This window comes from Polymorphospora sp. A560 (assembly GCF_045781765.1).
In the GTDB taxonomy this organism is placed as follows: domain Bacteria; phylum Actinomycetota; class Actinomycetes; order Mycobacteriales; family Micromonosporaceae; genus Polymorphospora; species Polymorphospora lycopeni.
On the sequence record NZ_CP122282.1, the window covers coordinates 3,478,084 to 3,501,215 of the forward strand.

At 72.0% G+C, this 23,132-nt stretch carries 21 protein-coding genes; 12 read left to right on the top strand and 9 right to left on the bottom strand.

Going from position 1 to position 23,132, the window contains the following annotated elements:
• The first annotated feature begins 32 nt into the window (after positions 1-32).
• The 3 genes from QCD66_RS15685 (at position 33) to QCD66_RS15695 (ending at position 2,921) form a co-directional block, all read left to right on the top strand.
• Positions 33-764, top strand: coding sequence for a class I SAM-dependent methyltransferase (locus QCD66_RS15685; RefSeq protein WP_375734362.1), 732 nt, complete (start codon positions 33-35; stop codon positions 762-764).
• Positions 751-2,304: a DHA2 family efflux MFS transporter permease subunit gene (locus QCD66_RS15690; protein ID WP_375734361.1), complete on the top strand. Its 1,554-nt coding sequence runs from the start codon at positions 751-753 to the stop codon at positions 2,302-2,304. Before QCD66_RS15685 ends, QCD66_RS15690 begins: the two co-directional genes overlap by 14 nt.
• Before the next feature lie 275 nt (positions 2,305-2,579).
• Complete coding sequence (locus tag QCD66_RS15695) at positions 2,580-2,921, top strand: penicillin acylase family protein (protein ID WP_375734360.1); 342 nt, start codon at positions 2,580-2,582, stop codon at positions 2,919-2,921.
• Here the strand turns inward: QCD66_RS15695 and QCD66_RS15700 are convergent.
• Genes QCD66_RS15700 through QCD66_RS15720 form a run of 5 tightly spaced genes read right to left on the bottom strand, consistent with a single transcriptional unit; the run spans position 2,883 to position 8,121 of the window.
• A complete protein-coding gene (locus QCD66_RS15700) occupies positions 2,883-3,557 on the bottom strand; it encodes an ATP-binding cassette domain-containing protein (protein ID WP_364218939.1) in 675 nt (224 codons plus the stop codon). The genes QCD66_RS15695 and QCD66_RS15700 overlap by 39 nt on opposite strands.
• A complete protein-coding gene (locus tag QCD66_RS15705; protein ID WP_375734359.1) occupies positions 3,551-4,534 on the bottom strand; it encodes an ABC transporter ATP-binding protein in 984 nt (327 codons plus the stop codon). Before QCD66_RS15705 ends, QCD66_RS15700 begins: the two co-directional genes overlap by 7 nt.
• Positions 4,531-5,514, bottom strand: coding sequence for an ABC transporter permease (locus QCD66_RS15710; RefSeq protein WP_375734358.1), 984 nt, complete (start codon positions 5,512-5,514; stop codon positions 4,531-4,533). Before QCD66_RS15710 ends, QCD66_RS15705 begins: the two co-directional genes overlap by 4 nt.
• Positions 5,507-6,511, bottom strand: a complete 1,005-nt coding sequence (locus QCD66_RS15715; RefSeq protein WP_364218930.1) for an ABC transporter permease — start codon at positions 6,509-6,511, stop codon at positions 5,507-5,509. The genes QCD66_RS15710 and QCD66_RS15715 overlap by 8 nt, the downstream gene beginning before the upstream one ends.
• Positions 6,508-8,121: an ABC transporter substrate-binding protein gene (locus tag QCD66_RS15720; protein ID WP_375734357.1), complete on the bottom strand. Its 1,614-nt coding sequence runs from the start codon at positions 8,119-8,121 to the stop codon at positions 6,508-6,510. Before QCD66_RS15720 ends, QCD66_RS15715 begins: the two co-directional genes overlap by 4 nt.
• A gap of 480 nt (positions 8,122-8,601) precedes the next feature.
• On the opposite strand from QCD66_RS15720, the gene QCD66_RS15725 reads away from it, so the two are divergent.
• Positions 8,602-9,624, top strand: coding sequence for an RtcB family protein (locus tag QCD66_RS15725; RefSeq protein WP_375734356.1), 1,023 nt, complete (start codon positions 8,602-8,604; stop codon positions 9,622-9,624).
• Positions 9,614-10,129, top strand: coding sequence for an RtcB family protein (locus QCD66_RS15730; protein WP_375734355.1), 516 nt, complete (start codon positions 9,614-9,616; stop codon positions 10,127-10,129). Before QCD66_RS15725 ends, QCD66_RS15730 begins: the two co-directional genes overlap by 11 nt.
• Before the next feature lie 88 nt (positions 10,130-10,217).
• Here the strand turns inward: QCD66_RS15730 and QCD66_RS15735 are convergent, their stop codons facing one another.
• Positions 10,218-11,003: a BTAD domain-containing putative transcriptional regulator gene (locus QCD66_RS15735; RefSeq protein ID WP_364218921.1), complete on the bottom strand. Its 786-nt coding sequence runs from the start codon at positions 11,001-11,003 to the stop codon at positions 10,218-10,220.
• 147 nt (positions 11,004-11,150) lie between these two features.
• On the opposite strand from QCD66_RS15735, the gene QCD66_RS15740 reads away from it, so the two are divergent.
• The 6 genes from QCD66_RS15740 to QCD66_RS15765 all read left to right on the top strand — a co-directional run bounded on the left by QCD66_RS15740 (position 11,151) and on the right by QCD66_RS15765 (position 17,820).
• Entirely contained in the window at positions 11,151-11,366 is a 216-nt protein-coding gene (locus tag QCD66_RS15740; RefSeq protein ID WP_364218919.1) for a DUF6229 family protein, read from the top strand.
• A 7-nt stretch (positions 11,367-11,373) separates the two neighbouring features.
• Positions 11,374-14,379 (top strand): type 2 lanthipeptide synthetase LanM family protein, encoded by a 3,006-nt coding sequence (locus tag QCD66_RS15745; protein ID WP_407567171.1) that lies wholly within the window; start codon positions 11,374-11,376, stop codon positions 14,377-14,379.
• Positions 14,372-16,246, top strand: coding sequence for an ABC transporter ATP-binding protein (locus QCD66_RS15750; RefSeq protein ID WP_375734353.1), 1,875 nt, complete (start codon positions 14,372-14,374; stop codon positions 16,244-16,246). The genes QCD66_RS15745 and QCD66_RS15750 overlap by 8 nt, the downstream gene beginning before the upstream one ends.
• Positions 16,247-16,425: 179 nt before the next feature.
• Positions 16,426-16,782, top strand: a complete 357-nt coding sequence (locus QCD66_RS15755) for an ArsR/SmtB family transcription factor (RefSeq protein WP_375734352.1) — start codon at positions 16,426-16,428, stop codon at positions 16,780-16,782.
• Positions 16,779-17,261 carry an SRPBCC family protein gene (locus QCD66_RS15760; RefSeq protein ID WP_357539154.1) on the top strand — a complete coding sequence of 161 codons (483 nt, stop codon included), beginning with the start codon at positions 16,779-16,781 and terminating at the stop codon, positions 17,259-17,261. The genes QCD66_RS15755 and QCD66_RS15760 overlap by 4 nt, the downstream gene beginning before the upstream one ends.
• Positions 17,248-17,820 (top strand): TIGR03086 family metal-binding protein, encoded by a 573-nt coding sequence (locus QCD66_RS15765; protein WP_375734351.1) that lies wholly within the window; start codon positions 17,248-17,250, stop codon positions 17,818-17,820. Before QCD66_RS15760 ends, QCD66_RS15765 begins: the two co-directional genes overlap by 14 nt.
• A 198-nt stretch (positions 17,821-18,018) precedes the next feature.
• Here the strand turns inward: QCD66_RS15765 and QCD66_RS15770 are convergent, their stop codons facing one another.
• From QCD66_RS15770 to QCD66_RS15780, 3 genes are read right to left on the bottom strand one after another with little or no spacing between them, the layout of a single operon-like run.
• Positions 18,019-18,981 (bottom strand): glycoside hydrolase family 26 protein, encoded by a 963-nt coding sequence (locus QCD66_RS15770; RefSeq protein ID WP_375734350.1) that lies wholly within the window; start codon positions 18,979-18,981, stop codon positions 18,019-18,021.
• Between the two features lie 5 nt (positions 18,982-18,986).
• Positions 18,987-21,200 (bottom strand): glycosyl hydrolase family 28-related protein, encoded by a 2,214-nt coding sequence (locus tag QCD66_RS15775; protein WP_375734349.1) that lies wholly within the window; start codon positions 21,198-21,200, stop codon positions 18,987-18,989.
• A gap of 23 nt (positions 21,201-21,223) precedes the next feature.
• Positions 21,224-22,264, bottom strand: coding sequence for a LacI family DNA-binding transcriptional regulator (locus QCD66_RS15780; RefSeq protein WP_407567172.1), 1,041 nt, complete (start codon positions 22,262-22,264; stop codon positions 21,224-21,226).
• 227 nt (positions 22,265-22,491) lie between these two features.
• Here QCD66_RS15780 and QCD66_RS15785 point away from each other — a divergent pair, with 227 nt between their 5' ends.
• Positions 22,492-23,100 (top strand): DUF2690 domain-containing protein, encoded by a 609-nt coding sequence (locus QCD66_RS15785; RefSeq protein WP_407567173.1) that lies wholly within the window; start codon positions 22,492-22,494, stop codon positions 23,098-23,100.
• Positions 23,101-23,132 lie beyond the last annotated feature (32 nt).

Genomic DNA, 23,132 nt, shown 5'->3' on the forward strand with positions numbered 1-23,132 from the left:
CCCCGCCCGCGTCGCGAACGGCAGGAGCCGCAATGCGTGACTACTACTCCCCGATGGCCGAGTTCTACGAGATGGTCGCCACCCGGCAGGTCGCCAGCAGCGGACCCGCTCTGGCCGCAGCCCTGTCCGGTATCGACACCGCAGCCGGCCCGGTCGTCGAGATCGGTGCCGGCACCGGCCAGGTGACCGAGGTGATCGCGGCCGCGCTGCCACAGGCCCGGATCGAGGCGGCCGAGCCGTCCAGCGTGATGCGGGCGGTACTGACCAGCCGGGTCGCCGCCGACATCGACCTGCGCCGACGGGTCACGGTGACCGACGGCGCCGCGCCGGACCTGCCGCTGCCACCGGTGATCAGCGCCGCCGTGATCTTCGGCGTCGCCGGCCACCTCGACGAACCCTCCCGGGTACGGCTGTGGAACCGGCTGCGGCAGCGGCTCGCCCCCGGCGGCGTGGTGGTGGTGGAACTGATGGGGGTGCGGCAACCCAGGTCGATCCCGCCGGCGCTGTCGCTGCGCGACTCGATCGGCCGCCACGACTACGAATGGTGGGTGGCCGGCGAACCCGGCAGCGACACGTCAATGCGTTTCACCACGACCTGGCGTGTCTACCGGTCCGGCCGGCTGCTGCGCGAGGTGAGCGACAGCTACGACTGGCACACTCTCGACAGCGCACGGTTGGCCCGCGAGTCGGGGATGGCCACGCGCCCGGCGGCGGCCGCCACCGGCGCCGGAGCCCCGGAGGTGGTCGTCCTTGCGCCAGCCTGACCCCGGCACCCTCGCCCGCCGGACACTGCTGACCGTCAGCGTCGCCAGCGCGATGACGACGATGGACATCACCATCGTCAACGTCGCCCTGCCCGCGATCGCCGGCGACCTGTCGGCGACCTTTCCCCAACTCCAGTGGACGGTCAACGCCTACCCGCTGCTCTTCGCCGCGTTACTGCTGGCCGGCGGTTCCCTGTCCGACCGGGTCGGCCGCCGACGGATCTTCGTCACCGGCGTACTGCTGTTCACCGGCGGTTCGCTGCTGTGCGGCCTCGCACCCGATCCGCTGGTGCTCATCGCCGGCCGGGCGGTACAGGGCATCGGCGGCGCGTTCATCCTGGCCCCGGCCGTGCCGCTGCTGGCCGCCGCATACCCGGGGGAGCGGCGGACAGTTGCCATCGGCGTGTTCAGCGCGACCGCCGCGGTCTCGGCCGCCCTCGCGCCGCTGATCGGCGGCGCGCTCGTCGCCAGCCTCGGCTGGCGGTCGGTGTTCCTGGTCAACCTGCTGCCCGGGGTGTTCGTGCTGCTCGGTGCCGCCCGGTGGCTCACCGGTGCCGGCCCCCAGGGGAAGCGCCGGCTCGACCTGGTCGGTGCCGTCCTGGGCGTCGTGTCCCTCGGCGCCGTGAACCTGGCGGTCATCTCCGGCGCCGACGACGGGTGGACCAGCCCGGTCGCCATGACCGCGGTGGTGGTCGCGCTCATCGGCCTGGCCGCCTTCGTCACGGTGGAGAGCCGGACGAACGATCCGATGCTGGATCTGGGCCTGTTCCGGATCCGGGCGTTCACCGGCGCGAGCCTGCTCAGCTTCCTCACCCGCGCCGTCGGCTTCGGCACCATGCCCTACCTGGTGCTGTGGCTGCAGGGCATGCTCGGATACTCGGCGCTGCAGGCCGGACTGCAACTGTCCGCGCTGTCCGGCGCGATCGTCGCCGGCAGCCTCGCTGTCGCCCGCCTGCAACGCAGGTACGGCAACCGGCTGGTGGTCACCGCCGGGTTCGTCGCGGTACTCGCCGGCTACCTGCTCGTCGCCCGGGTGTCGGCCGACTCCACCTGGTGGGTGGCACTGCCCGGCCTGCTGCTGGTCGGCGGCGGAATGGGCCTTCTGTTCGCTCCGCTGATGGGGATCTCGGTGTCGGTCGTACCACCGCAGCAGGCGGGCATGGCCAGCGGGACCGCAAACGCCTTCTTCCCCCTCGGTACGGCGGTCGGCGCGGCCGTCTTCGGTGCCGTCCTGTCGGCCCGGATCGGAGCAGGACTGCCCGACCAGGATCTGGCCCAGCATGGTGTGTCCGAGGGGGAGGAAGGCGGAGTAAGACAACTCGTCGCGTCCGGCCGCTTCACCGACCTGCCGGCCGATGTGACCGAACTGGCCCGGATCGCCTTCGCGGACGGTCTGTCAACGGTCGCCTGGGTCGCCGCGGCGGCCGCCGCGGTGGGGGTCGCGGTGGCGCTCCTGACCATCCCGTCCCGCAGATCGCCCGCAGATACCCGTGCCCGGCACGATCCGGCACCTCCCAGGGCGCATACGACCAACCAATGACCAGCGGCTGAGTGGCCGGAGTGGCAACTGCGTCGAGATGGCCGTGGCCAGCCTGAACCCTCGGCGGGCGGATGGGGTTTCCCGCCACGCCGCTGGTGGCCGGGCGGATCGCGGCCATCGCCCGCCGGGTACGCCCGCTGGTCGGCCTTGCATGAGGCGGTTCGACAAGCGCGACCCGGTCGTTGGTGTCGGACAGGGGCTGGCCGGTACGGGCGAACGAGTGGGCGAGGATGGCGACCGGGCGGTGACCATGTCCCTGACCGGTTTGCTGGTCGGTGACTGGCATCGGTGGACCAGGCGACGAATTCGGTGGCACCGCCACCCCGGTGCCCGGCGGCGGTCACTCGGTCTGCCTGATGACCCCGGACCCCGCCGGCAGGGCGGTGGAGGGCGCGCCGTGGCGCTTTGTCGCCGACCTTCGCGCCGACGGTCCACGGCTGCGCGACGTGCTCCGGCACGGCGCCTGCGAACTGCCGACCTCGCCCGACTACGACGACCAGACCGTGGCGCACGCCCGGGGCGAGACACACCCCGTACCTCTCACCGGTCCCCAGCCGGGGCGGGACCGGACGCTGACCCTACGGCCCCTGCGCCGACGCGGCGGCCGGTCCGGGTAGCTGCTCGATCCGGTCGGCCCAGTGGCCGAGCAGCGTGTCGTCGTGGCTGATCGCGAGTACCCCGGCCCGTTCGCGGCGACGGTATTCCTGCACGGCGTGTACCAGCGTCGCCGTCGAGGAGGCGTCGAGCATGGTGGTCATCTCGTCGCAGATCAGGTAGCGCGGCCGCAGCGCGAGGGCACGGGCCAGGCAGGCCCGCTGCAGCTGCCCGTCGCTGACCGCGTGCGCCCGCCGGGTCAGCAGCTCGGCGGTGAGTCCGACGGTCTCGACCAGCCCCGGCAGCCGGTCGCGGACCTGCCCGCGCAGCCCGTTGGCGAGCAACGGTTCGGCGATGACCTGCCGCAGCGTGAGGCGCGGGTCGACGGACAGCCTGGGCTGCTGGAACAGCACGCCGATCCGGGTCCGCAGCGCGCGGGGGGCGGCGTGCCGGAATCCGGGAACGGTGGTGCCGTCGATGCACACCGTGCCGGCGTCGGGGCGGTGGAGCAGGGCTAGGACGCGGGCCAGAGTGGACTTGCCACAGCCGGACGGCCCCTGCAGCCCGAGCACCTCTCCCTCGCGTACGGTCAGTTCGACGTCACGCAGGACGGGCCGGCCGGGTACCCAGCCGGCGGTGACCCCCAGCGCGGTCAGCATGGCCGGTGGCAGGCGACCGGGTGGCCGTCGCGGGGCCACAGGTCCGGCCGCCGTACGCAGTCGTCGCCGACCTGCGGGCAGCGCGCGGCAAAGGCGCAGCCGGGCGGCAGCGCGCTCAGCTGCGGTGGCAGACCGGGCAGGGGATGGAACCCGTTGCGTGGCAGGGCGGCGAGCAGCCCACGGGTGTACGGGTGCCGCGGCTCGTGCAGCACCCGGTCGACCGGTCCGGTCTCGACGATCCGGCCGGCGTACATGACCAGTACCGTGTCGGCGATCCGCGCGGCGGCGTCCAGATCGTGGGTCACGAGCAGGACGGCGTGCCCCGCATCGGTGAGCCGGCGCAGCTCGTCGAGCGTGCGCCGGACGAGCGGCGCGTCGAGCCCGGTCGTGGGTTCGTCGGCGAGGATCAACCACGGGCGGCCGGCCAGGGCGAGGGCGGTCACCGTCCGCTGGGCCATCCCACCGGAGAGTTCGTGCGGGTAGTGGTCGAGCGCGGTGACCGGCAGCCCGACGGCGGCGGCGACCCGTTCCGCCTCGGCGTGCCGGGCGGCCCGCCCGGCCCGTTCGGGCCCGACCGCCCCCAGGACGTCGACCAGGTGCCGGCGCACGGTGTGGACGGGGGTCAGGTGCGCCGCCGGCGACTGCGGCACCAGACCGACCCGACGGCCCCGGATCTGCCGGGCGAGCACGGTCTCACTGGCGGCCAGCAGGTCGGTGTCACCAGCCGGATCGGCGAGTACGGCGGTTCCGGTCACTTCGGCGTTGCCGGGCAGCAGGCCGAGCAGCGCACCGGCCATGACCGACTTGCCGCAGCCGCTTTCGCCGACCAGGGCGACGCACTGGCCGGAGCCGACCTCGAACGACGCGTCGGTGACCGCGTGCACGGTGGCGTCCGGCAGCCGGAATCGGACGGACAGGTCCGACACGGCCAGGCGCGCGTTGACGGCCCGGACAGGTCCGGGCGGCCCACTGGTCACAGCATCAGCTCCGCTCGTCGTTGCGGGTCGGTCCGGTCCCGCAGGTGTCCGGCAAGGCCGGCGATCGCCAGCGCCGCCACGACAACCAGCAGGCCGGGGAAGAACGAGGTCCACCAGACACCGGTCAGCAGCGACCGCTGACCGTCGTTGATCATGTTGCCGAGGCTGGCCAGGTGTGCCGGCAGGCCCAGGCCGAGAAACGACAGGGCGGTCTCGTGCCAGATCGCGTGCGGGACCATCAGCGTCGCTGCGAGTAGCGCCTGTGGTGCGACGTTGGGCAGCAGGTGCCGACGGATGATCCGCCATCTGGTCGCGCCGCCGACGATGGCGGCGTCGACGAACGGTCGCTCACGCAGGGACAAGATCTCCGAGCGCACGATGCGGGCCGTGCTCAGCCAGTGCGTCAGCGCGATAGAGGCGATCACGGCGGACAGGCTGGGCCGGAAGATGGCGACGATGAAGATGCCGAGCAGCAGGTGCGGCACCGATGCCAGGGTATCGACCAGGCGCATCAGGATCCGGTCGGTCCAGCCGCCGAAGGCGCCGGCGATCGCGCCCACCACGACGCCGATGGCGGTGGCGACCAGCGCCGCGACGATACCGACGGTGAACGACACCCGTAGGCCGTAGACGCAGCGCAGGAGGACGTCCCGGCCCACCTCGTCGGTGCCGAACGGATGGTCCGTCGAAGGCGGGAGGTCGGCCTGGCGGAGCACGACCTGCTGCTGGTCGAGATCGACGATCGGCGGGACGACGAGCACCGCCAAGCCCAGCAGCACCAGGATCGCGATCGACACGGTCTGCCGCAGCCGGGCCCGCCGTTTCTCACCCCGTCCGGGGCGGCCGGAGCCGGGGCGCCGGCGGCGGACCGTCCGACGCGACGACGGGCGTCGGTCGCCGGCGCCCTCCCGCCGGACGGACGACCGACGCCGCCGGTACGACCGCGCCTCGGTGGCGGGATCGGTGCCGGTGTCAGCCATCGGCCCGCACCCGGGGGTCGACGACGGCGTACAGCACGTCGGCGAGCAGGTTGCCGGCCAGGACGGCCACCGTGGCAAGCAATGTCATCGCGGCCAGCAGCGGGAAGTCCACCGACGTCGCCGCGGTCACCGTCGCCGCCGCGACGCCGGGCCAGGAGAACACCGTCTCGACCAGCAGCGCACCGGTGATGAGTTCGGGAATCCGGGCACCGACCAGGGTGATGGCGGGCAGTAGCCCGGTGCGTAGGGCGTGCCGCAGCACCACCGCCCGCTCGGCCAGTCCGCGCGCACGGGCGGCGAGCACGTAGTCGCTGGCGAGCTCGGTCAGCAGCGCCTGCCGGACGAAGAGCACGAACCAGGGTGCCTGGGCCAGGCCGAGCACCGCCGCCGGCAGGATCAGGTGCTCGGCGACCTGCGCGAACGAGACGTCGGCCCGGGTGTCGCTGACACCGGCGGCGGGTAGCCAGCGGAGTTGGACCGCGAACAGCGACAACGCGGCGAGAGCGAGCCAGAAGACCGGGGCGGCCTCGATCGCGTAGGCCAGTGAGGTCACCGCCCGGTCGAACCAGCCACCGCGGTGCCAGGCGGCGGCGACACCGGCGAGCAGTGCGATCGACAGCGCGGTCAGCAGGCCGACCCCGACCAGCAGCACGGTCCAGCCGAGGCGGTCGGCGATCACGGTCGACACGGGCTGACTGAACAGTCGCGAGTCGCCGAGGTCGCCGCCAGCGAGCCGGGACAGCCAGCGGCCGTACTGCAGCCAGGCCGGGTCGTCGACGCCCCAGTCCTGCCGGATCTGGGCCAGCTGTTCCGGCGACGCCCGCAGGATCCGTACCCCGAAGTAGGCGGCGACCGGATCGAACGGGGAAAGTTTGCCGAGTACGAAGATCCCGGCACTGACCAGGACCACGACGGGGAAGGCGAACAGCAGTCGTCGCAGCACGAGGCGCCACACCGCCGCGGCCAGCGAGGGACGCGGTGGGGCGGAGGGCTTCATCGGACCGGCGTCCACTGTTCCAGATTCCACCATGGACCATGAACCAGGCCGTGGTCGTGCGGCTCGACCTGGGACTGGAGGCCGCTCCACCCGTCACGCAGCACGTATGTGTGATCGAGGAAGACCAGGAAGGCCCAGCCGGGATCGGCGACGTACGCCTGCTGGAAGGAACGGTACGCGACCCGGCGCTCGGCGGTGTCGGCGGTACGGCGACCGGTGTCCAGAGCGGCGTCGACCGCCGGATTCTGGTAGCGGCCCATGTTCTGATAGCCGCCGGCGTCGGCGTACCGGGAGTGCAGCAGACTGTAGATCGCGCTGTCGGGATCGTAGGGGTCACCGCCACCCCAGACGCCGGCGGTCGTCGTCCGCCGCTCGAGCATCTGCTCGAAGGTCGCACTCTCCGCGCGGGCGGAGATCCCGACGGCGGAGAGGTCGCTCGCGGCGGCGATCGCCAACTCCTTGCGGAGCACATCATTGCCCGGATAGAGGACCGGCAGTTCGGCGCGGACCCCGTCCTTGCCGCGGACCCCGTCCGGTCCGGGCAGCCAACCGGCCGCGTCGAGCAGTCGGCCCGCCTCGGCCCGGTCGAAGGCGAACGTGGCCGTGGGGTCGTGCCAGTCGGTCATCGCGGGCGAGATCGGCGTGGCCGCCGGCACGCCCTTGCCGGCCAGGATCGTGTCCACCATGGCCTGCCGGTCGATGGCGAGGTTGACCGCGCGGCGCAGCTGCGGGGTCGAGGTGATCGGCAGATCCCACGGCAGGCCCATACCGCGGTAGTCCGCGCTCCGGTTCGTGATCACCTGGTGGCCCGGCCGGTCCTCGTACGATCTGGCCAGCCGCGGAGGCAGTGCGGTGGCGTCGAAGTCGCCGGCGGCCATCCGCTGGGCACGAACGTTGTCGTCGGTGGCGAAGATGACGGTGACGTCGGTGACCTCCGGCGCGCCCCGGTAGTAGTCGCGATTCGCCCGCAGTGTCATCCGCTCACCGGCCCGCCACTCGACGAGCTGGTAGGGGCCGGTTCCGATCGGCTTGCGGTTGAATTCGGCCGTCGCGATGTCCTGCCCGGCGAGCGCGTGCCGGGGGACGATGCCCAGCGCCATCCGCTGGGCCCACGGCTGGTAGGCGAACGAAAGCCGGAACTCCACCGTGTCGGTGTCGACGGCGCGAACCGTCTCCAGCGCCTCGAACTCCGCCGCGATGGGGGACTGCGACTCCGGCGCGACCACCGACCGGTACGTGAACACGACGTCCTCGGCGGTCACCGGGCTTCCGTCGGAAAACTGCATGCCGGGCCGCAGATCGACCGTCCAGGTGAGTCCATCGGCGGACACGGTCGGCAGGGTGGCCGCCAGGGCCGGCCGCAGGGTCAGGTCGGCGTCCCGGTCCAGCAGCCCGTCAAAGATCTTGCTGGCACCGTTCGGGGCGTAGCCGAGGATCGGGTTGAGGTTCTCCGGCTCCCAGGCGGCCCCGATCACGATGCTCGTGCCGTCGCCGCTGGCCGGAGCGGCGGGGGCGGAGCAGGCCGCCGTCGCCGTCACCGCCAGTAGCAGCCAGCCGGCCTGCTGACGGCGGGACAGCCGGATCTGCACACCTGGTAGCTGAATCGTCACCCCTGCAATCTAGGTGTAACTGCCATCAATTGGCGATAGGGAGCCGAAGGGTATCCTGATCGGTTCGGCCCGGGCGGGTGGGAAGACCCCGCTCTGGTGGGCGGCGGTGACCACGGCGCGGGCGAGTGGGTGTCGGAGCCGTTCTCCGTGGCGGCGGCCAGGCTGACCGAGTACCGCTCGGCCCTTTCGATGAAGAGCTGGACGCGGCCTTGGTGGCGCTGGCCTCGGCGATCATTGCGACGATCCGGGCGATGGCCGTGTCGGCTGGCTGGTCGGGTGACCCGTACCCGAAGTGCGCTGGTGCCGACGAAACGGGCTCGCGGGGCGCGCCCGCCGCCGCCTATGCTGATCACGACCTCGCGGCTGCTGAACCGTCAGGCACACAACCAAACCCTGTACCGGTACGACCCGGATCCACACGCGGGCACGATCGCGTGTCGGTTTCCCGTCCCCATTTTCAGCAGCTTTGAAAGGCATTCCATGCCCGCTACCCAGCGGCCGGACCACCGTCTGGTCCGGACCGACGACTCCTGGCTCACCCTGCCCAACCCCGCGAACGTGCCGGTGGAGATCTGCGCCGGTCCCGAGGTCCCGATCGAGTCCGCGGCGATCGACGAACTGCTCACCGTGCTAAAGACCACCGACACGTTGCGGGCGTTGGCGGAGGCCACGCCCGGCCTCGACGTCGAGCCCCGCATTGACCGGGTGGTGTGTACCCCGGACTTCCACAAGGGCGCCGGCATCCCGATCGGCACCGTGCTACGCACCGTCGGCGCCCTCATCCCGCAGGCGGTCGGCAACGACATCAACTGCGGAATGCGGGTCGAGGCCACTGACATCACCGTCGACCGGCTGCGCCCGCACCTGGACACCCTCGAGCGACGGCTGCGCCACCTCTTCTTCGAGGGCGGACGCCGTATCGGCCTGACCGCGACGCAGCGCGAAGGGCTACTCCGCGACGGGCTGCCCGGCCTGCTCGACGGCGGTGTCCCGACCGACGCCGACGGCGCCTGGCGGCAGGTCCGCCCGGACGACACGACCGACCTCGACGGACGGCTCCACGCGACCGGATTCCCGGTCGCGTCCGCGTCCGGGTTCCGTGACTGGATCACCAGCGGCGGCGGGACGAGCTACGACAGCATCATCGGCAGCATCGGCGGCGGCAACCACTTCGCCGAGCTGCAGTACGTGTCGGCCATCCACGACGGTGCGGCCGCACACGCCTGGGGCCTGGCAGCCGGCCGGGTCGTGCTGATGGTGCACAGCGGCTCCCTGTCGCTGGGGCACCAGGCCAACGCCACCGGCCAGGACCAGGCCCGCGCCGCCTGGCCGCGCGGCGTACCGATGCCGAACAACCGGATCCTGCCGATGCTGCTCGACGAGGCCGGCGCACCGCGGCGTGAGCGTTACCTGACCGCGTTCGCCAACGCGGCCAACTTCGCGATCGGCAACCGCTTCTTTCTGGCGATGATGCTGCGCCGGCCTCGCCGACGTGGTCGGTGAGATCGGCTCCCGGCTGGTCTACGACGCGCCGCACAACCTGCTCTGGCCCCATGACGACGGCACCGTCGTGCACCGCAAGGGCGCCACCCCGGCGGGCGGGATCACCGACCACGCGCACCGCGGCCCCGAGCTGTGGGGCGAGCCGGTCATCGTTCCCGGCTCCATGGGCGCACCCAGCTACCTGCTGCGCGGGCTCGGCGAAACCCGCGCGCTGGGTAGCGCCTGTCACGGCGCCGGCCGTCGGGTTCCGCGTGGTGCGGCGGCCCGTGGCAGCGACGCCGAACTGGACGATTTCCTCCGCGAGTTCCGGGTCGTCACCCCGCTCGACCACCGTGACCCGGCCATCGCCGCCCGGCGGGACATCGTCGACGCCTGGCGCCGCGACCTGAAACAGGAAGCGCCGTGGGCGTACAAGGATGTCGGGCCGGTCGTCGACAGCCTCCGACGGGCGGACGTTGCCCGGCCCGTTGCCGAACTTCAGCCGGTTCTGACCGTGAAGGGCTGACCGGCGTCGTGCCGGTGATCCCTTCGGCCCGCAGCAGGGTTCGACCGGACCACCGGCGCGGCGGTCCGGTCAGCCGACCAGGGCATGGTCAGGCGGGCCGGTCGAGCGGATCCGGGCCGGTCAGGTCGAGGGCGGGATCGTGCCGCAGCACGGCGACGTGGAGTCGTTTCAGCTCCGGCGCCGGGTCGACGCCCAACTCGGTGGACAGCCAGACCCGGCGCTTGTGGTAGACGCTGGCCGCCTCGGCGCTACGCCCGGCGCGGTGCAACGCGAGCATCACCGCCACCGTCAGCCGGTCCCGGGTCGGGTGTGTGGCCGACAGGGCCATCAGTTCGTCCGCGATGGACGTGTGGTTCCCCAGTCGCAGCTCGGCCTCGTAGAGATCTTCGGCGGCGGTCAACCGGGCCGACTCGAGGCTGCCCAACAGCGGGTCCGTTGGACCGGCCGGCGACCACCCGCCCAGGACCGGTCCGCGCCACAGGTCGAGTGCCTGCCGCAACACGTCCCGTACCTGCGGGTCGGAGCCGATCCTGCGGGAGGAGGAGACCAGCTCGAAGAACCGGTGGGCGTCCACCATCCGTTTCGGGATCCGCAGCGTGTACCCGTCGTCACCCGTGGCTATGGCCCGGTGGGCCGTGCCGCCACCGAGCGCCCGCAGCGCGGCCCGCAACTCCGACAGGCGGCTGTGCAGGACGGCCCGCGGGCGGGCGGGTGGCCGGTCGCCCCACAACAGCTCGATCAGCCGCCCGCTCGACACATTGCGGTTGGCCTCGATGGCGAGGACGCCCAGGATCAACCGGTGTTGCCGCTTGGCGAGGCGAACCGGAGCGCCGTGGATGACCACCTCGACCGGTCCCAGGACCCGTACTTCCAATAGAGCTCCCGACGGTAAGAGACCTGCCACCCAAAGTAATGGCCAGGTCAGGACACGGGAACCGTCCGGGAAGCCGGGGGGAAGGACCCGGCAAGCGCGCAGTCGAAGAATCGCATGTATCGATCAACCAGTGAAGGAGAGATGATCATGCCGACCACCACACTGCCCGATCTTGACCGGCTGCCGACGCCGGACCACATCACCCGGTGGTTGACGGACACGCCGGTCGACGGCTGGGAGAACCCGGCCGGCCCGCTGTTCACCGGCGGCGACTACGCCCTGCAGGAGATCACCATGACCCAGCGGTGCCTGGCCACCCGCTGCAGCTCCTGCACCGGCTCCCGACCCGTTCTGTGCTGCTGACCCGAACATGACCGATACCTCGGCTCCGCGGGCACCCCGCGCAACCGGCACCGCGACGACGGCGTCGAACCCCACGACGGGCCCCGCGGCGGGGGTATCGAACCGGGCGACGGCAAGTTTCGACCCGGTGCTGGACCGCCTGATCGCGCCGGAGGCCGGTCGGTTGGCGGCCCAGCTCCGGGTTGTTCCGGACCTGGGCGCCGACGAGCAGGCGGTGATCCTCGCCGCCGCGACCCGGGCGTGGCGGAACTCCGTACGACCGAAGGTGACCCGGACACTGGTGCTGGAGGTCTACGCCGCCCGGGCCGGTGGCCGGCTGGCGGGCCCCGATCCGCGGTCCCGGTGGGAGCACTGGCTGGAACTGGCCACCACGGACGGCTTCTGGCCGTCGATCGACGACCGCTACCCGACCCTGCGCCCGCGCCTGGACCGGGTCCTGGCGGGCGGCCGCCGCGCGGCGGCGACGTTCGCGCACCGGTTCGCCGCGGACCGGTCCGCGCTGCACGCGGTACTGCCGTCGGGTGATCCGACGCTGCTCGACCTCGACTTCGGCTCGGGCGACACCCACCGCGGCGGGCAGACGGTCGCGATGGTCCGGTGTGCCGCCGGCCCGGTCGTCTACAAGCCGCGTCCCCTGCACGTCGACGCGGAGCTGGCCGGGCTCATCGCCCGCCTGCTGCCCGACGAGCCGCCGGCCACCCGGATCCGGGTGCCCACCGTCGTGGTCCGCGACGGGTACGGCTGGGCCGCCCATGAGGCCCACCGGTACTGCGGTACCGAGGAGGAGCTGCACGCGTTCTACCGGGGACTCGGCCACTGGGCCGCGGTGATGCGGATGCTCGGCGGCAGCGACCTGCACGCGGAAAACCTCATCGCGGTCGGACCGGTGCCGGTGATCGTCGACTGCGAGACCCTGTTCACGCCGCAACCGCCGCTCCTGCCGTCGGGGTACGGTCTGGCCAGTGACCGGGCCGGCCGCGCCCTGAGTTCGTCGGTGCTGGGAACCGGACTGCTGCCCGGGCGTGGTGTCGCGCTGGCGTGGCGTGGCCTGGACCCGTCCGGTGCCGGCGGGCTGCGGGGCGAGCAGCCGACGGTGCGGGTGCCGGTCCTCGTCGACGAGGGCACCGACCAGGTCCGGGTCGGCTTCGCCGAACTCGATGCCCCCGAGGCCGCCAACCAGCCGAGCCCCGAGCCCGTCCTGGCCCGCTACTGGGGCGACGTCTGCGACGCCTTCGACGAGTTGACCGACCGGCTGCGGAGCCTGGACCGGCGTGGCCGGCTCGAGCCGTTGCTGGCCGGGTTCACCGGCTGCGAGGTGCGGTACGTCCGCCGCAACACCGAGACGTACGCCGAACTGGCCCGGATGCTGTGGCATCCGGCGTCCCTGTTCGACGAGCCGGCCGCGCGGGCCAGGGCCACCGACCTGCTGGCCCGCCACGCAAGAAACGACGCGGAGGCACCCGACGATCCCGACGTCATCGCCGCCGAGGTCGCCGACCTGCTCGTCGGGGACATCCCGATGTTCACGTCGGCCGCCGACCCGGACCTGATCGCGGGCACGCTGCGCCGCTGGCGCGGAGCCGATCCGGAACTGGACGGCCAGGTACTGCGGTCGACCCTCATCAGCGCCTATCTGAACGAGGCTCCGCCCGCGCCGGCCGGTCCACCGCTGATCCCGCGGCAGGTCCGTGCGGAGGGGCTCGACCGCCGCCGACGGGCGCTCGCCGCCGAGGTCGTCCGTACGCTGCTCGCCACCGCCGTCCGGGCGCAGGACGGTACCGCCACCTGGATCGCGCCGGTCCTCACCGCCGGCTCCGGGTGGGCGGTGCAGCCGCTGACGCCCGACATGTACCTCGGTACCGTCGGTATCGCGGTCCTGCTCGCCGCCTACGACAACGAGGTCCGGGCGGGGCGGGCCGACCCGGTCGACGGCGCCGCCGAGCTGCTCGATGCCGTACTGGCGACCATGCGCGCCGACGAGGACCGGGCTGAGGCCGACCGGGGCTCCGGCATCCCGATCCGACCGGAACCCTCGGGCGGCTACCTCGGACTCGGCGCCCGGATCTGGGGCTGGCTGCTGCTGCGCCGGCTCGGCCGCGGCGACGCAGGCCTTGCCGGCGCGGGCCGCTCCGGCGCCGGGGAACACGGCACGAGCGACGAGGCGCTGCGCCGCGCCCAGGCCCTCGCCGCGCTGCTGCCCGCCGCCGTACGGGCGGACGAGGCGTACGACCTGCTGCGCGGGCCGGCCGGCGCGATCGTTCCGTTGCTACGACTGGCCGAGATCGACGGTGACCCCCGATGGCCGGCGACGGCCGCCGCGATCGGCGAGCACCTGCGGACCGCCGCCCGCCGGGCCGACGGAGACCCGGCGGCCGTGTGGTGGCCGGGGCCGTTCGCCACCGACGGCCTGGGCGGGGTGTCCCACGGCGCCACCGGCATCGGCTGGGCCCTGTCCCACCTCGCCGGGTGCGGCGATCTGGCGGCGGCGGCGTTCCGGTACGAGGAGTCGCTCTACGACCCCGGCCTGCCGGGCTGGCTCGACATGCGCAAGCCGGAGCGGCCGACCGACGCGGCGGCGTGGTGCCACGGGGCGGTCGGCATCGGCATCGTCGCCGCCGACCGGTGGCGACGCGCCCCCGACCCGGGGACCCGCGAACGGTGGGCCGACATGCTGCGCCGGGCCGCGGCGGCGAGCTGGCCGGCGGGCATGGGGGCCAACCACACCCTCTGCCACGGCGAACTCGGCACCTGGGAACTGCTGCGGGTGGCGATCGACGCCGGCGTCGCCCCCTCCGATGTGGGCCGTGCCGAGCTCGACGCCCGAGTGCTCACCGGGATGGAGGAGTTCGGGGCGGTCGCCGGCCCGAACCGTGACGCGTTCCGGCCGGGGTTGCTGCTCGGCCTCGGCGGCATCGGCTACCAACTGCTGCGCATGCATCCCGGGTGCCGCCTGCCCTCCGTCCTGCTTCCCGATCCCGGCCCGCCGGACCGGATCTGGCCCACCGATGGATGATGTGGCCGCGCCGTACTGGCGGCTGGAGACACCGACCGACCGGATGGGGCCGTGGCAGGTCATCCGGGGGATGCCGGCGGCGATCGGACCCGCCGTCCGGCTGATCCGGCAGGCGGCGCCCCGCGCCGCCTGGACGGTCGTCACCCTCCACCTCGCCGCCGGCGTCGCGACCACGTACGGGCTCGTCGCCACGGCCGGGGTGCTGGAGCGGCTCTTCGCGGCCGGGCCGACCGGGGCCCGGTTGGCGTCGGCCGCGCCCGCCCTCGCCCTCGTCGTGCTCGCCTTCGCCGGCCGCGCCGGCCTGGAGATCGTGGCGACGCTGGCGCAGGCGCGGATCGCCCCGGCGGTGCGCCGCCTCGCCGACGAGCGGCTGGTGGCGGCCGGCCTGTCGGTGGAACTGACCGCGTTCGACGACCAGCGGTTTCTCGACCGCATGTTCCGGGCCCGCGACCGCGGCCTGCTCTACCTGCAACGCGTCGTCGAGAACCTGGTCGAGGTGATCGGAGCGGTGCTGGCCGTCACCGCGGCCGCGGTCAGCCTGACCGTGCTGCATCCGGTGCTGCTGCCCGTACTCCTGGTGACCGTACTTCCGGACGGGTGGGCCGCGTTGCGGGCGGCCCGACTCGGCTATGCCAGCAATGCCCGGCTCGTCGCGCTGAACCGCAGGGTGGCGATGGTGACCGACCTCGCCACGGAACGGCAGCCGGCCGCGGAGGTCCGCGCGACCCAGGCCCAGGGCAGCGTCCTCCTGCGGTACCGGGAGGCGGCCGACCGGGTCCGCGACGAGGAGGTCGCCGTCGCGTCAGCACAGGTCAGGGTCCGGGCGCGGGGCCGACTGCTCGCCGGCGTCGCTCTCGGCGGCGTCTTCGCGGCCCTGTGGCTGCTGCTCGACGCCGGCTGGATCCCGCTCGCCGTCGCCGGTACGGCGCTGATCGCCACCCGGACCGCCGTCGCCGCGCTGGCCCGCCTGGTACGCGCCGCCGACCAACTCTTCGAGCAGGGCCTGTACGTCGCCGACTTCCACGCGTTCCTCGCCGACGCGGCCACCCGGGCCCGTCCGGCGACGGGGCCGCCGGCGCCGGCCGCACCGCAACGGATCGAGCTACGCGACGTCGGCTTCCACTATCCGGGTTCCCGGCTGGTGCTGCGGGGAGTCGACCTGACCCTGCACGCGGGCCAGACGGTGGCGCTCGTCGGCGAGAACGGCTCCGGCAAGACCACCCTCGCGAAGATCATCGCAGGTCTGTACCGTCCCACCACCGGATCGCTGACGTGGGACGGCACGGACCTGGCCGACCTGCATCCGGACACCGTCGCCGACCGGGTGATGATGGTGCTGCAGGATCCGGTCCGCTGGCCCGACTCGGCCCGGGTGAACGTCCGGATGGGACGTTTCGACCGCGCCGACCCGGACGACCAAGCCCTGCGGCAGGCGGCCCGCGAGGCACTGGCCGACGAGGTCGTCGACTCCCTTCCCCAGGGCTGGGACACGCTGTTGACCACCGCGTTCCGCGGCGGCGTGGACCTGTCCGGCGGTCAGTGGCAACGGCTCGCGGTGGCCCGCGGCCTGTTCCGCGACGCACCCGTGTTGATCTGGGACGAGCCGACCGCCCCGCTGGACGCCCGGTCCGAGTACGCGGTCTACGAGGCACTGCGCCGCCTGGCCGCGGGCCGTACGGTCGTCCTGATCACGCACCGGTTGGCCAGCGTCCGCAACTGCGACCAGATCTACCTGCTCCACGAGGGCGAGATCGTCGAGCGGGGCAGCCACCACGAGCTGCTCACGCTCGGCGGCCGGTACGCCGAACTGTCCCACCTGCAGGCCCGGATGGCCGAGGACCCGTGGCTCTCGCTGCCGCACCGCTGACCCGGCTCGCCGCCTGATTGCCCGCAGGGGTCGAACCAGGCAGGTCGCCTTCAGCCGAACCCACCCGTTTGTCCACCCCGCCGCTGAGCAGGACTTTCAATGCGATGGTTGACGAAGTCAAGAACGCGATCTAACGTCAGTTTCAACCAGATGGTTGAAACTGCTCGGAAGAGGTGGAGATGACGGCGGACGGGCTGTCCCGGATCTTCGCGGCACTCGCGGAACCGACCAGGCGTGACATGGTGACGCGGCTGGCGGCCGGCGACGCGACCGTGCACCAGCTCGCCGAGCCGTACCAGATTTCGCTGCAAGCGGTCTACAAGCACCTGAAGGTGCTCGAGGACGCCGGGGTGGTGAGCCGGCCGCCGGGGCCTCAGCCTCGGCCGGTGCGGTTGGAGGTGGAGGTCTTCGACCTGATGGACAGGTGGATCGAGCGCTACCGGCGTCAGGCGGAGGAGCGTTACCGCCGCTTGGACGACGTCATCGCGCAACTGAACGAGACCGGCAACGACCAGCAGGAGGGAACCGCGGCATGAGCACCATCGCCGAAACCAGGATCGAGGCCGACCCGAACGTGCCGATCATTCGGATCGTGCGCGAGTTCGCGGGCACGCCCGAGCAGCTGTTCCGGGCGCACACAGATCCCGAGCTGTTCGCGCGGTGGATCGGCCCGAGTTCCTTGCGGACGCGCATCGAGGAGTGGGACGCGCGCTCCGGCGGCAGCTGGCGGTTCGTGTCCAGTCGAGACGGGGAAGAGTACGCGTTTCGCGGCTGCTTCCACGAGGTCCGGCCGGACCGCATCGTGCAGACGTTCACCTACGAAGGCGACCCCGACGGTGTGGCTCTGGAGACGCTGTGGTTCGAGGACCTCGGCAACGGCCGGACCCGGCTGCGCACCCAGTCCCTTGTGGATAGTTTCGAGGGTCGGGACGCATGGCTGAGGAGCGGCATGGAGGTCGGGGTCAACGAGGGCTACACGAAGCTCGAGGAGATGCTCGCCGATGGCACTGCCTGACCGGCCCGCCGAGCGGCACCGGGAGATCAGCCGGGTGTTCACCGACCGCGTCCGGGGTGCCCGGTCGTGGGACGTGTCCTCGCCGGTCACCGGGTGGACCGCCCGGGACGTGGTGCGTCACCTGACGCAGTGGTTTCCCGCGTTTCTGGCCGCCGGCAGCGGCAGACAGCTGCCGGGCGGACCGAGCGTCGACGACGATCCGGTCGGCGCGTGGCAGGCACAGTGCCAGGCCGTACAGGCGCTGCTCGACGACCCGGCGACCGCCGACCTGGTTCTGAGCAACCCACATCTCGGCGAGGTGCCGCTGGACCGCGCGATCGACCAGTTCTACACCGCCGACGTGTTCATGCACACCTGGGACCTCGCCCGGGCCACCGGCCAGGACGACCGGCTCGACTCCGACTTCTGCGCCGAGCTGCTGGCTGGGATGGAGCCGATCGAGCAGGTCATGCGGTCGTCCGGGCAGTTCGGGGCCCGAATGCCGGTGCGAGACGACGCCGACGCGCAGACCAGGTTGTTCGGCTTCATCGGCCGGGACCCGGACTGGACGCCACGTTGACGGCGACGACCTCGACCGGATACGCCGCGTCGGGGCCCGCTACGACCCCGGCGCCGTCGTCACCCGCTGACCCGTGACCACCGCCCCGACTCCTCGAAAGTGGCGCGGCCTTCGACGACGGCCGACGCGCCTGGCCCCCCGTGGCCGACTTCCGGCCCGCTTGTGACCGGGAGGGCTGGCCGGCGCGAGGGTCCGGTGTCACGGTCCCGGCGGGTTGAAGTAGGGGTCGGCGGCGAAGCCGGCGAAGGCGCGCTGCGCGGGTCCGCCGTCGGGGACGGTGACCCGCCAACGGTTGTCGATGTCGTCGCCGTCGCGGTGGAAGTAGAGGAACGCCTTCAGGTTGGGGTAGTCACTCTTGATCACAGCCCGGGTGGTGTCGAGCCACGCGGCCTGGACGGGGGCCACGTCGTCGCGGTGCACGCCGGTCTCGCCGACCATGAACGGTTTGCCGTGCGCGACGGCGAAGGCGTGCGCGGTGTCGAACATGAGGTCGAACGGCCGGTAGTCGTAGTCGGGCTTGTCCGGCTTCGGCCGGGCGTAGCCGTCGGCGGCGATCCAGTCGACGTGGTCGTCGCCGGGATAGAACGGCTCGGCCTTGAACGTCTCCCGGTACGCCCGCCAGGTCGGACACCACACGAACGCCACGTTCGGCGCCTGCGCGAACTTCCCGTGCACGTACCGCCAGGCGTCCCGAAACAGTGCCGTGTCGGTGTAGCGCAGGTCGAACTCCCAGGTGAAGCGCAGGAACACGGCGGCGTCGAGGCCCGCCAGAAGCTGGGCCTGGCCGTCGATCTCGGCGTCGTGCACACCGTCGACGATCTGGCGCAGCCGGGCTTCGTTGCCGGCTCCCCAGGAGATCATCGGGATGCGCCCGGCGGTGATGTCCTGCTGGATGCGGGTCAGCGGCGCGCCGGTCCCCGCGTGCTGGAAGCTGTGGTTGATCCGCAGCCCGTGGCCGATCTTCGATTCCAGTGCCTCCGGTTGGGAGACGCCGGTGTTGTTGCCGGCGTACACGTAGGCGCCGAAGTGGGCGCCGGAGGCGGGGACGAGGTCGGCGGCGACGGCGGCGGCCGTCCCCGCCACGGCCGGGCTGGCGCCGCCCGCGTACGCCCCGATGGCGGCACCTCCGGCGAGGGTGAGCAGACCGCGACGACTGATCATGGCCGTCACCGGATCTCGATCAGCGTGAACTCGAGTTCGGGCACCGAACGCCCGGTGTCGTGGTCGGTGACCGCCACCCCCCACTGCGTGAACTCCGGGGTCTTGTCCCGGTAGCCGCGGTTGCCGCGCAGTTCGATCCGTTTGCTGTTGCGGACGCTGACCCCGTACGGGTGCGGGCCGAGGACGGTCGCCACCCGGAACAGCACCGAGTTGGCGAACAGCAGGTCACTGGAGTCCTCGATCTCGACCGCCTGCGACCGCCACCCGTACAGGTGGTCCTCGGTCTGCAGGCCGAGGAACTGCCACCTGGACACGTCGCGCAGCACCACCTCGCGGGTCTCGTGGTGCTCGACGGAGACCTCGTACACCCGGGTCGGAACCTTGGTGTCCTCGACGAGCAGTCCGTTGTCGGCCCAGCCGTTGACGCTCCAGACGTTGGCGAGCACGCCCCCGCCGCCGCGGACCCAGATGCCGTACTTGTGCGCGCCCCGGTAGGTGTAGCCGGGGTCGCCGGACGCGACGTCGGCCGGGTGCCACTTGACGAACTGTGTCGTGACGTCGGCCAGGTAGGAGCCGGTTCCGGACTGCCACAGCAGGTTCACCGAGCCGGCGGTCTGCCGCGCGGTGTCCAGGCCGATGCCGGTCACGGTGTTGCGGCCGCCGCGGGGTGTCGCGACCAGGGGGCGTGGCTCGCGCGGGTCGCTGAAGTTCGGGTGCCCGTCGGCGGCCAGCAGCCAGGTCTGCCGGGGGTGCAGGCCGATCAGGTTCGTCGTCCGGCGCAGGTGCAGCGTGTCGCTGAACAGGTACTGGCCGATCGGGACGAAGACGGTGTCGTGGCGGTCGACCGCGGCCTGGAAGACCTCGAGGTCGTCGGCGCCGGTGCCGATGCTGCGTCCCATCTCGGCGGCGACATCGGCGACGCTGACCCAGGTGCGGGTCGGTGGCAGGGCGGGCACGTCGGTTCGCAGCGTGCGGCGGATCTGGGCCGCGGGTGCGGCCCCGGCGAGGTCGGCGTGTACGCCGTCGGCGCGCTTCTCGTGCCGGCTCAACGCCCGCTCCACCCGCAGCCCGTACGTCAGCTCGCGGATGCGGGTCGACGCCGACCGGGTGCTCGTGCGGTGGCCGCTCTGGGCGAGCAGGAGCAGGTCCCGGGTGCCGGCGGCGGTGCAGTCGAGCAGCGTCAGCTGGTTGCTGTACCGGATCAGGTCGTTGTCGGCGCCGGGGATGGTGTCGCTGTCGTTGAGTACGACCGCCACGTCGCGGACGTCCTGGAAGTGGGAGTCCTGGATGTAGAGGTGCTGCCACTGTCCTTGCGCGCTCTCGAAGGCGCGCGGCATGCCGTCGAAGGCGGTGCGGACCACGACGAGCTTGGCGTCGTTGAACATCACCACGCCGGCGCGGCGTTGCCCGGTGAACCGGCAGTCCAGCAGTGTGGTCTGCCAGCCGGCCGAGGCCGCGTACGCGTGCAGGCCGATCTCGCCGCCGGTCACCCGTACCCGCTGGATGATGTTCGCGTTGTGGTCGATGCCGGTGTGGCCGTCGCCGACGTCGATGTCCATGTCCTGCAGCAGGCACAGTTGCGCGCCGCCGAACCGTACGGCGACCGCGTCGGTGTTGCCCGGGCCGATGCGGATGTCGACGTTGACCAGTGCGGAGCCGAACGTGTCGTTGTTCGCGTAGGCGATCGGGCCGCCGACCGGGCGGCGGCGGAAGGCGAAGATGTCCCTGATCGTTCCGGTGGCGTACCCGGGGGTGTGCGCACCCAGGAGGAACAGCGGGCGGCGGGCGCCGACGCCGACGACGCGTACCGAGTCGTAGACGTTGACCGGAGCGGAGAGCCGGTAGGTGCCCTGCGGTACTAGGACGACCCCGCCGCCGTCGCCGTGCGGGAAGTTTCGTGCGCCGCCGAGGATGTCGCCGAGCTTGTTGGCGATGCCGCGGCGGGACGCCTCGTCGATGGCGGCCTGCAACGCCTGCGTGTCGTCGCCGACGCCGTCGGCGTGCGTGTCGAATCCGGGGGAGCCGAGCACGACGGCGGTGGGGTCGTGTGGCGGGGTGGTGATGACGGACCCGAACCCGGTCGGGTCCCAGTGGGTGGCGGTGGGGGCTGTGGCGGTGCCGGGGACCGCCGAGGCGATGTCGGGAAGCAGGGGTGTGGCGGCGAGGCCGACACCGGCGGCGACGAGGCGTCGCCGGGACAGTCGGGGGGAGTTGTCCACTGTCAGGGTTCCTTTCGCGGCAGTCAGTTGGGGGCCGGGGCGCAGACGGTCTGCCCGGTCTCGACGCGGCAGGGGAGCAGCCGGTGGCGATCGGTGTCGCCGTGGCCCCCGATGAGTTCGACCAGCAGTCGGAGGGCCTGGGCGCCCATCTCCACGCGTGGGATGCGGAATCCCGACCAGTTCAGGCCGCTGTGCGCGGCGCTGTCGACCGCGATCTCGGGCTGGCCCAGGATCGCGATCGACAGGTCCGCCGGCACGGTGAGCCCTCGTCGGGCGGCGGCGGTGCGGAGCCCTTCCGCGCGGTGTGCCTCGGCGAGTACGAGTCCGGTCAGGCGGTTGTCGAGCACGACGTCGAGGATCTCGTCGGGGGTGAGGTCCGCGGGATCGAAGGAGGTGGGTCGCAGGCCGGCGTCGCGCATCGCGGCCCGGTAGCCGGTGAGTCGGTCGAGGATCGACTCGCGGTCGCTGAGTTCGCCGACGAAGCCGATCCGCTCGTGGCCCTGGGTGAGGAACAGGCGTACGACGTCGTGTGTGGCCCGTACGTAGTCGGCGCCGATGTAGGGCAGGTCGGCGTTGTTCGGCAGCTGGCGGCGGCCGACGAAGACGAACGGGAGGCCGTCGTCGAGGAGGTGGACGAGTTCCTGCTTGTCCTCGCTGTGGCCGAGCAGCAGGCAGCCGTCGGTGATGCCGAGGTGGGCGCGGGCCTTGCCGGAGAGCCGGCGGCGGCCGTGTTCGACCTGCGCGCTGGTGAACAGCAGCAGGTCGCATCCCCACTGTTCGGCCTCGCCTTCGATGCCGATGAGGAACGGGTGGTAGAAGTCGCCACCTCCACGGGGGAAGACCGGTTCGTAGGTGAAGACGCCGACGATCTGGTTGCGGCCGCCCGCCAGGCGCTGCGCGACCGGGTTGGCCGAGTAGTTGGTCTTGTTGATCGCGTCGAGCACCCGTCGGCGGGTGTCGTCGCCGACGCGGTTGCCGTCGCCCTTGAGTACCAGCGAGACGGTCGCCTGGCTTACGCCGGCCAGGCGTGCCACGTCGGCCTGGGTTGCTCGACCCGCTCCCATGAGACTCCTCGTTATGCGTATAACTACTCAGGTCCGCCGATCGAGGTAGGCGAGGCGGTGGAGCGATCTTGTTGCATCTCAAGATCTATGTCAAGGGTGTTACGAACTCGGGTCCAGCCGGTCATGCGAATAACGAACCGGGTCTCGCTGCCGACCAGGGAACATGTTGCGGGAGAGGTCGGGCGCTCCGGACCACCTGCCCGTGCCTCGGCGCCTACGCGCCGACCGTGGTCCGTTCCGGCCCGGTACCACGCGCGATCATGCATCAACAGCCGTTGCATCTACCTTCGAAGGCGCAAGGTGTCGTCGTCGCGCCGATCGCGGTCCATACGCTGCGCTCCATGCAGACCGTATCCGCGGAAACAGCGAAGTCGCCGATGGCACGAGAACCGAAGCGGCGGACCCTGAGCCGATGGCTCGTGGTGCTGCTCGTGGCGGCGGTGGCCGGCACGACGGGCACACGGGTGCCGGCCCGGCCCGCCCTCGCCGGCAAAATCAAAGTCGAATGCTGGGGCGACTGGTGTTCTGGCCGGGACCCCGAAGAGACGAGGTGTTCGGTCGATGCCTACACCGTTGCCTCGGCCGGCATCCCCTGGTCGGGCGGCCTCGAGGTCGAGTTGCGGTGGTCGCCGACCTGTCAGACGAACTGGGCAAGGGTGAACTACGGTGCCTTCTCGTTCGTTCGGGCAGTTCAGTCGGGGACCGGCTACACACAGGACTACAGCGCGACCAACGGCACCTACTGGTGGAGCCGAATGATCTATTCGCCTGACCGGTGCGTGAAGGCCAGCACGGCCTCAGTGCTCTACACCCAGGTCGACACATGGTGCGTGTAGCGACGCCGACAACATCGAGAGATTTACATCGC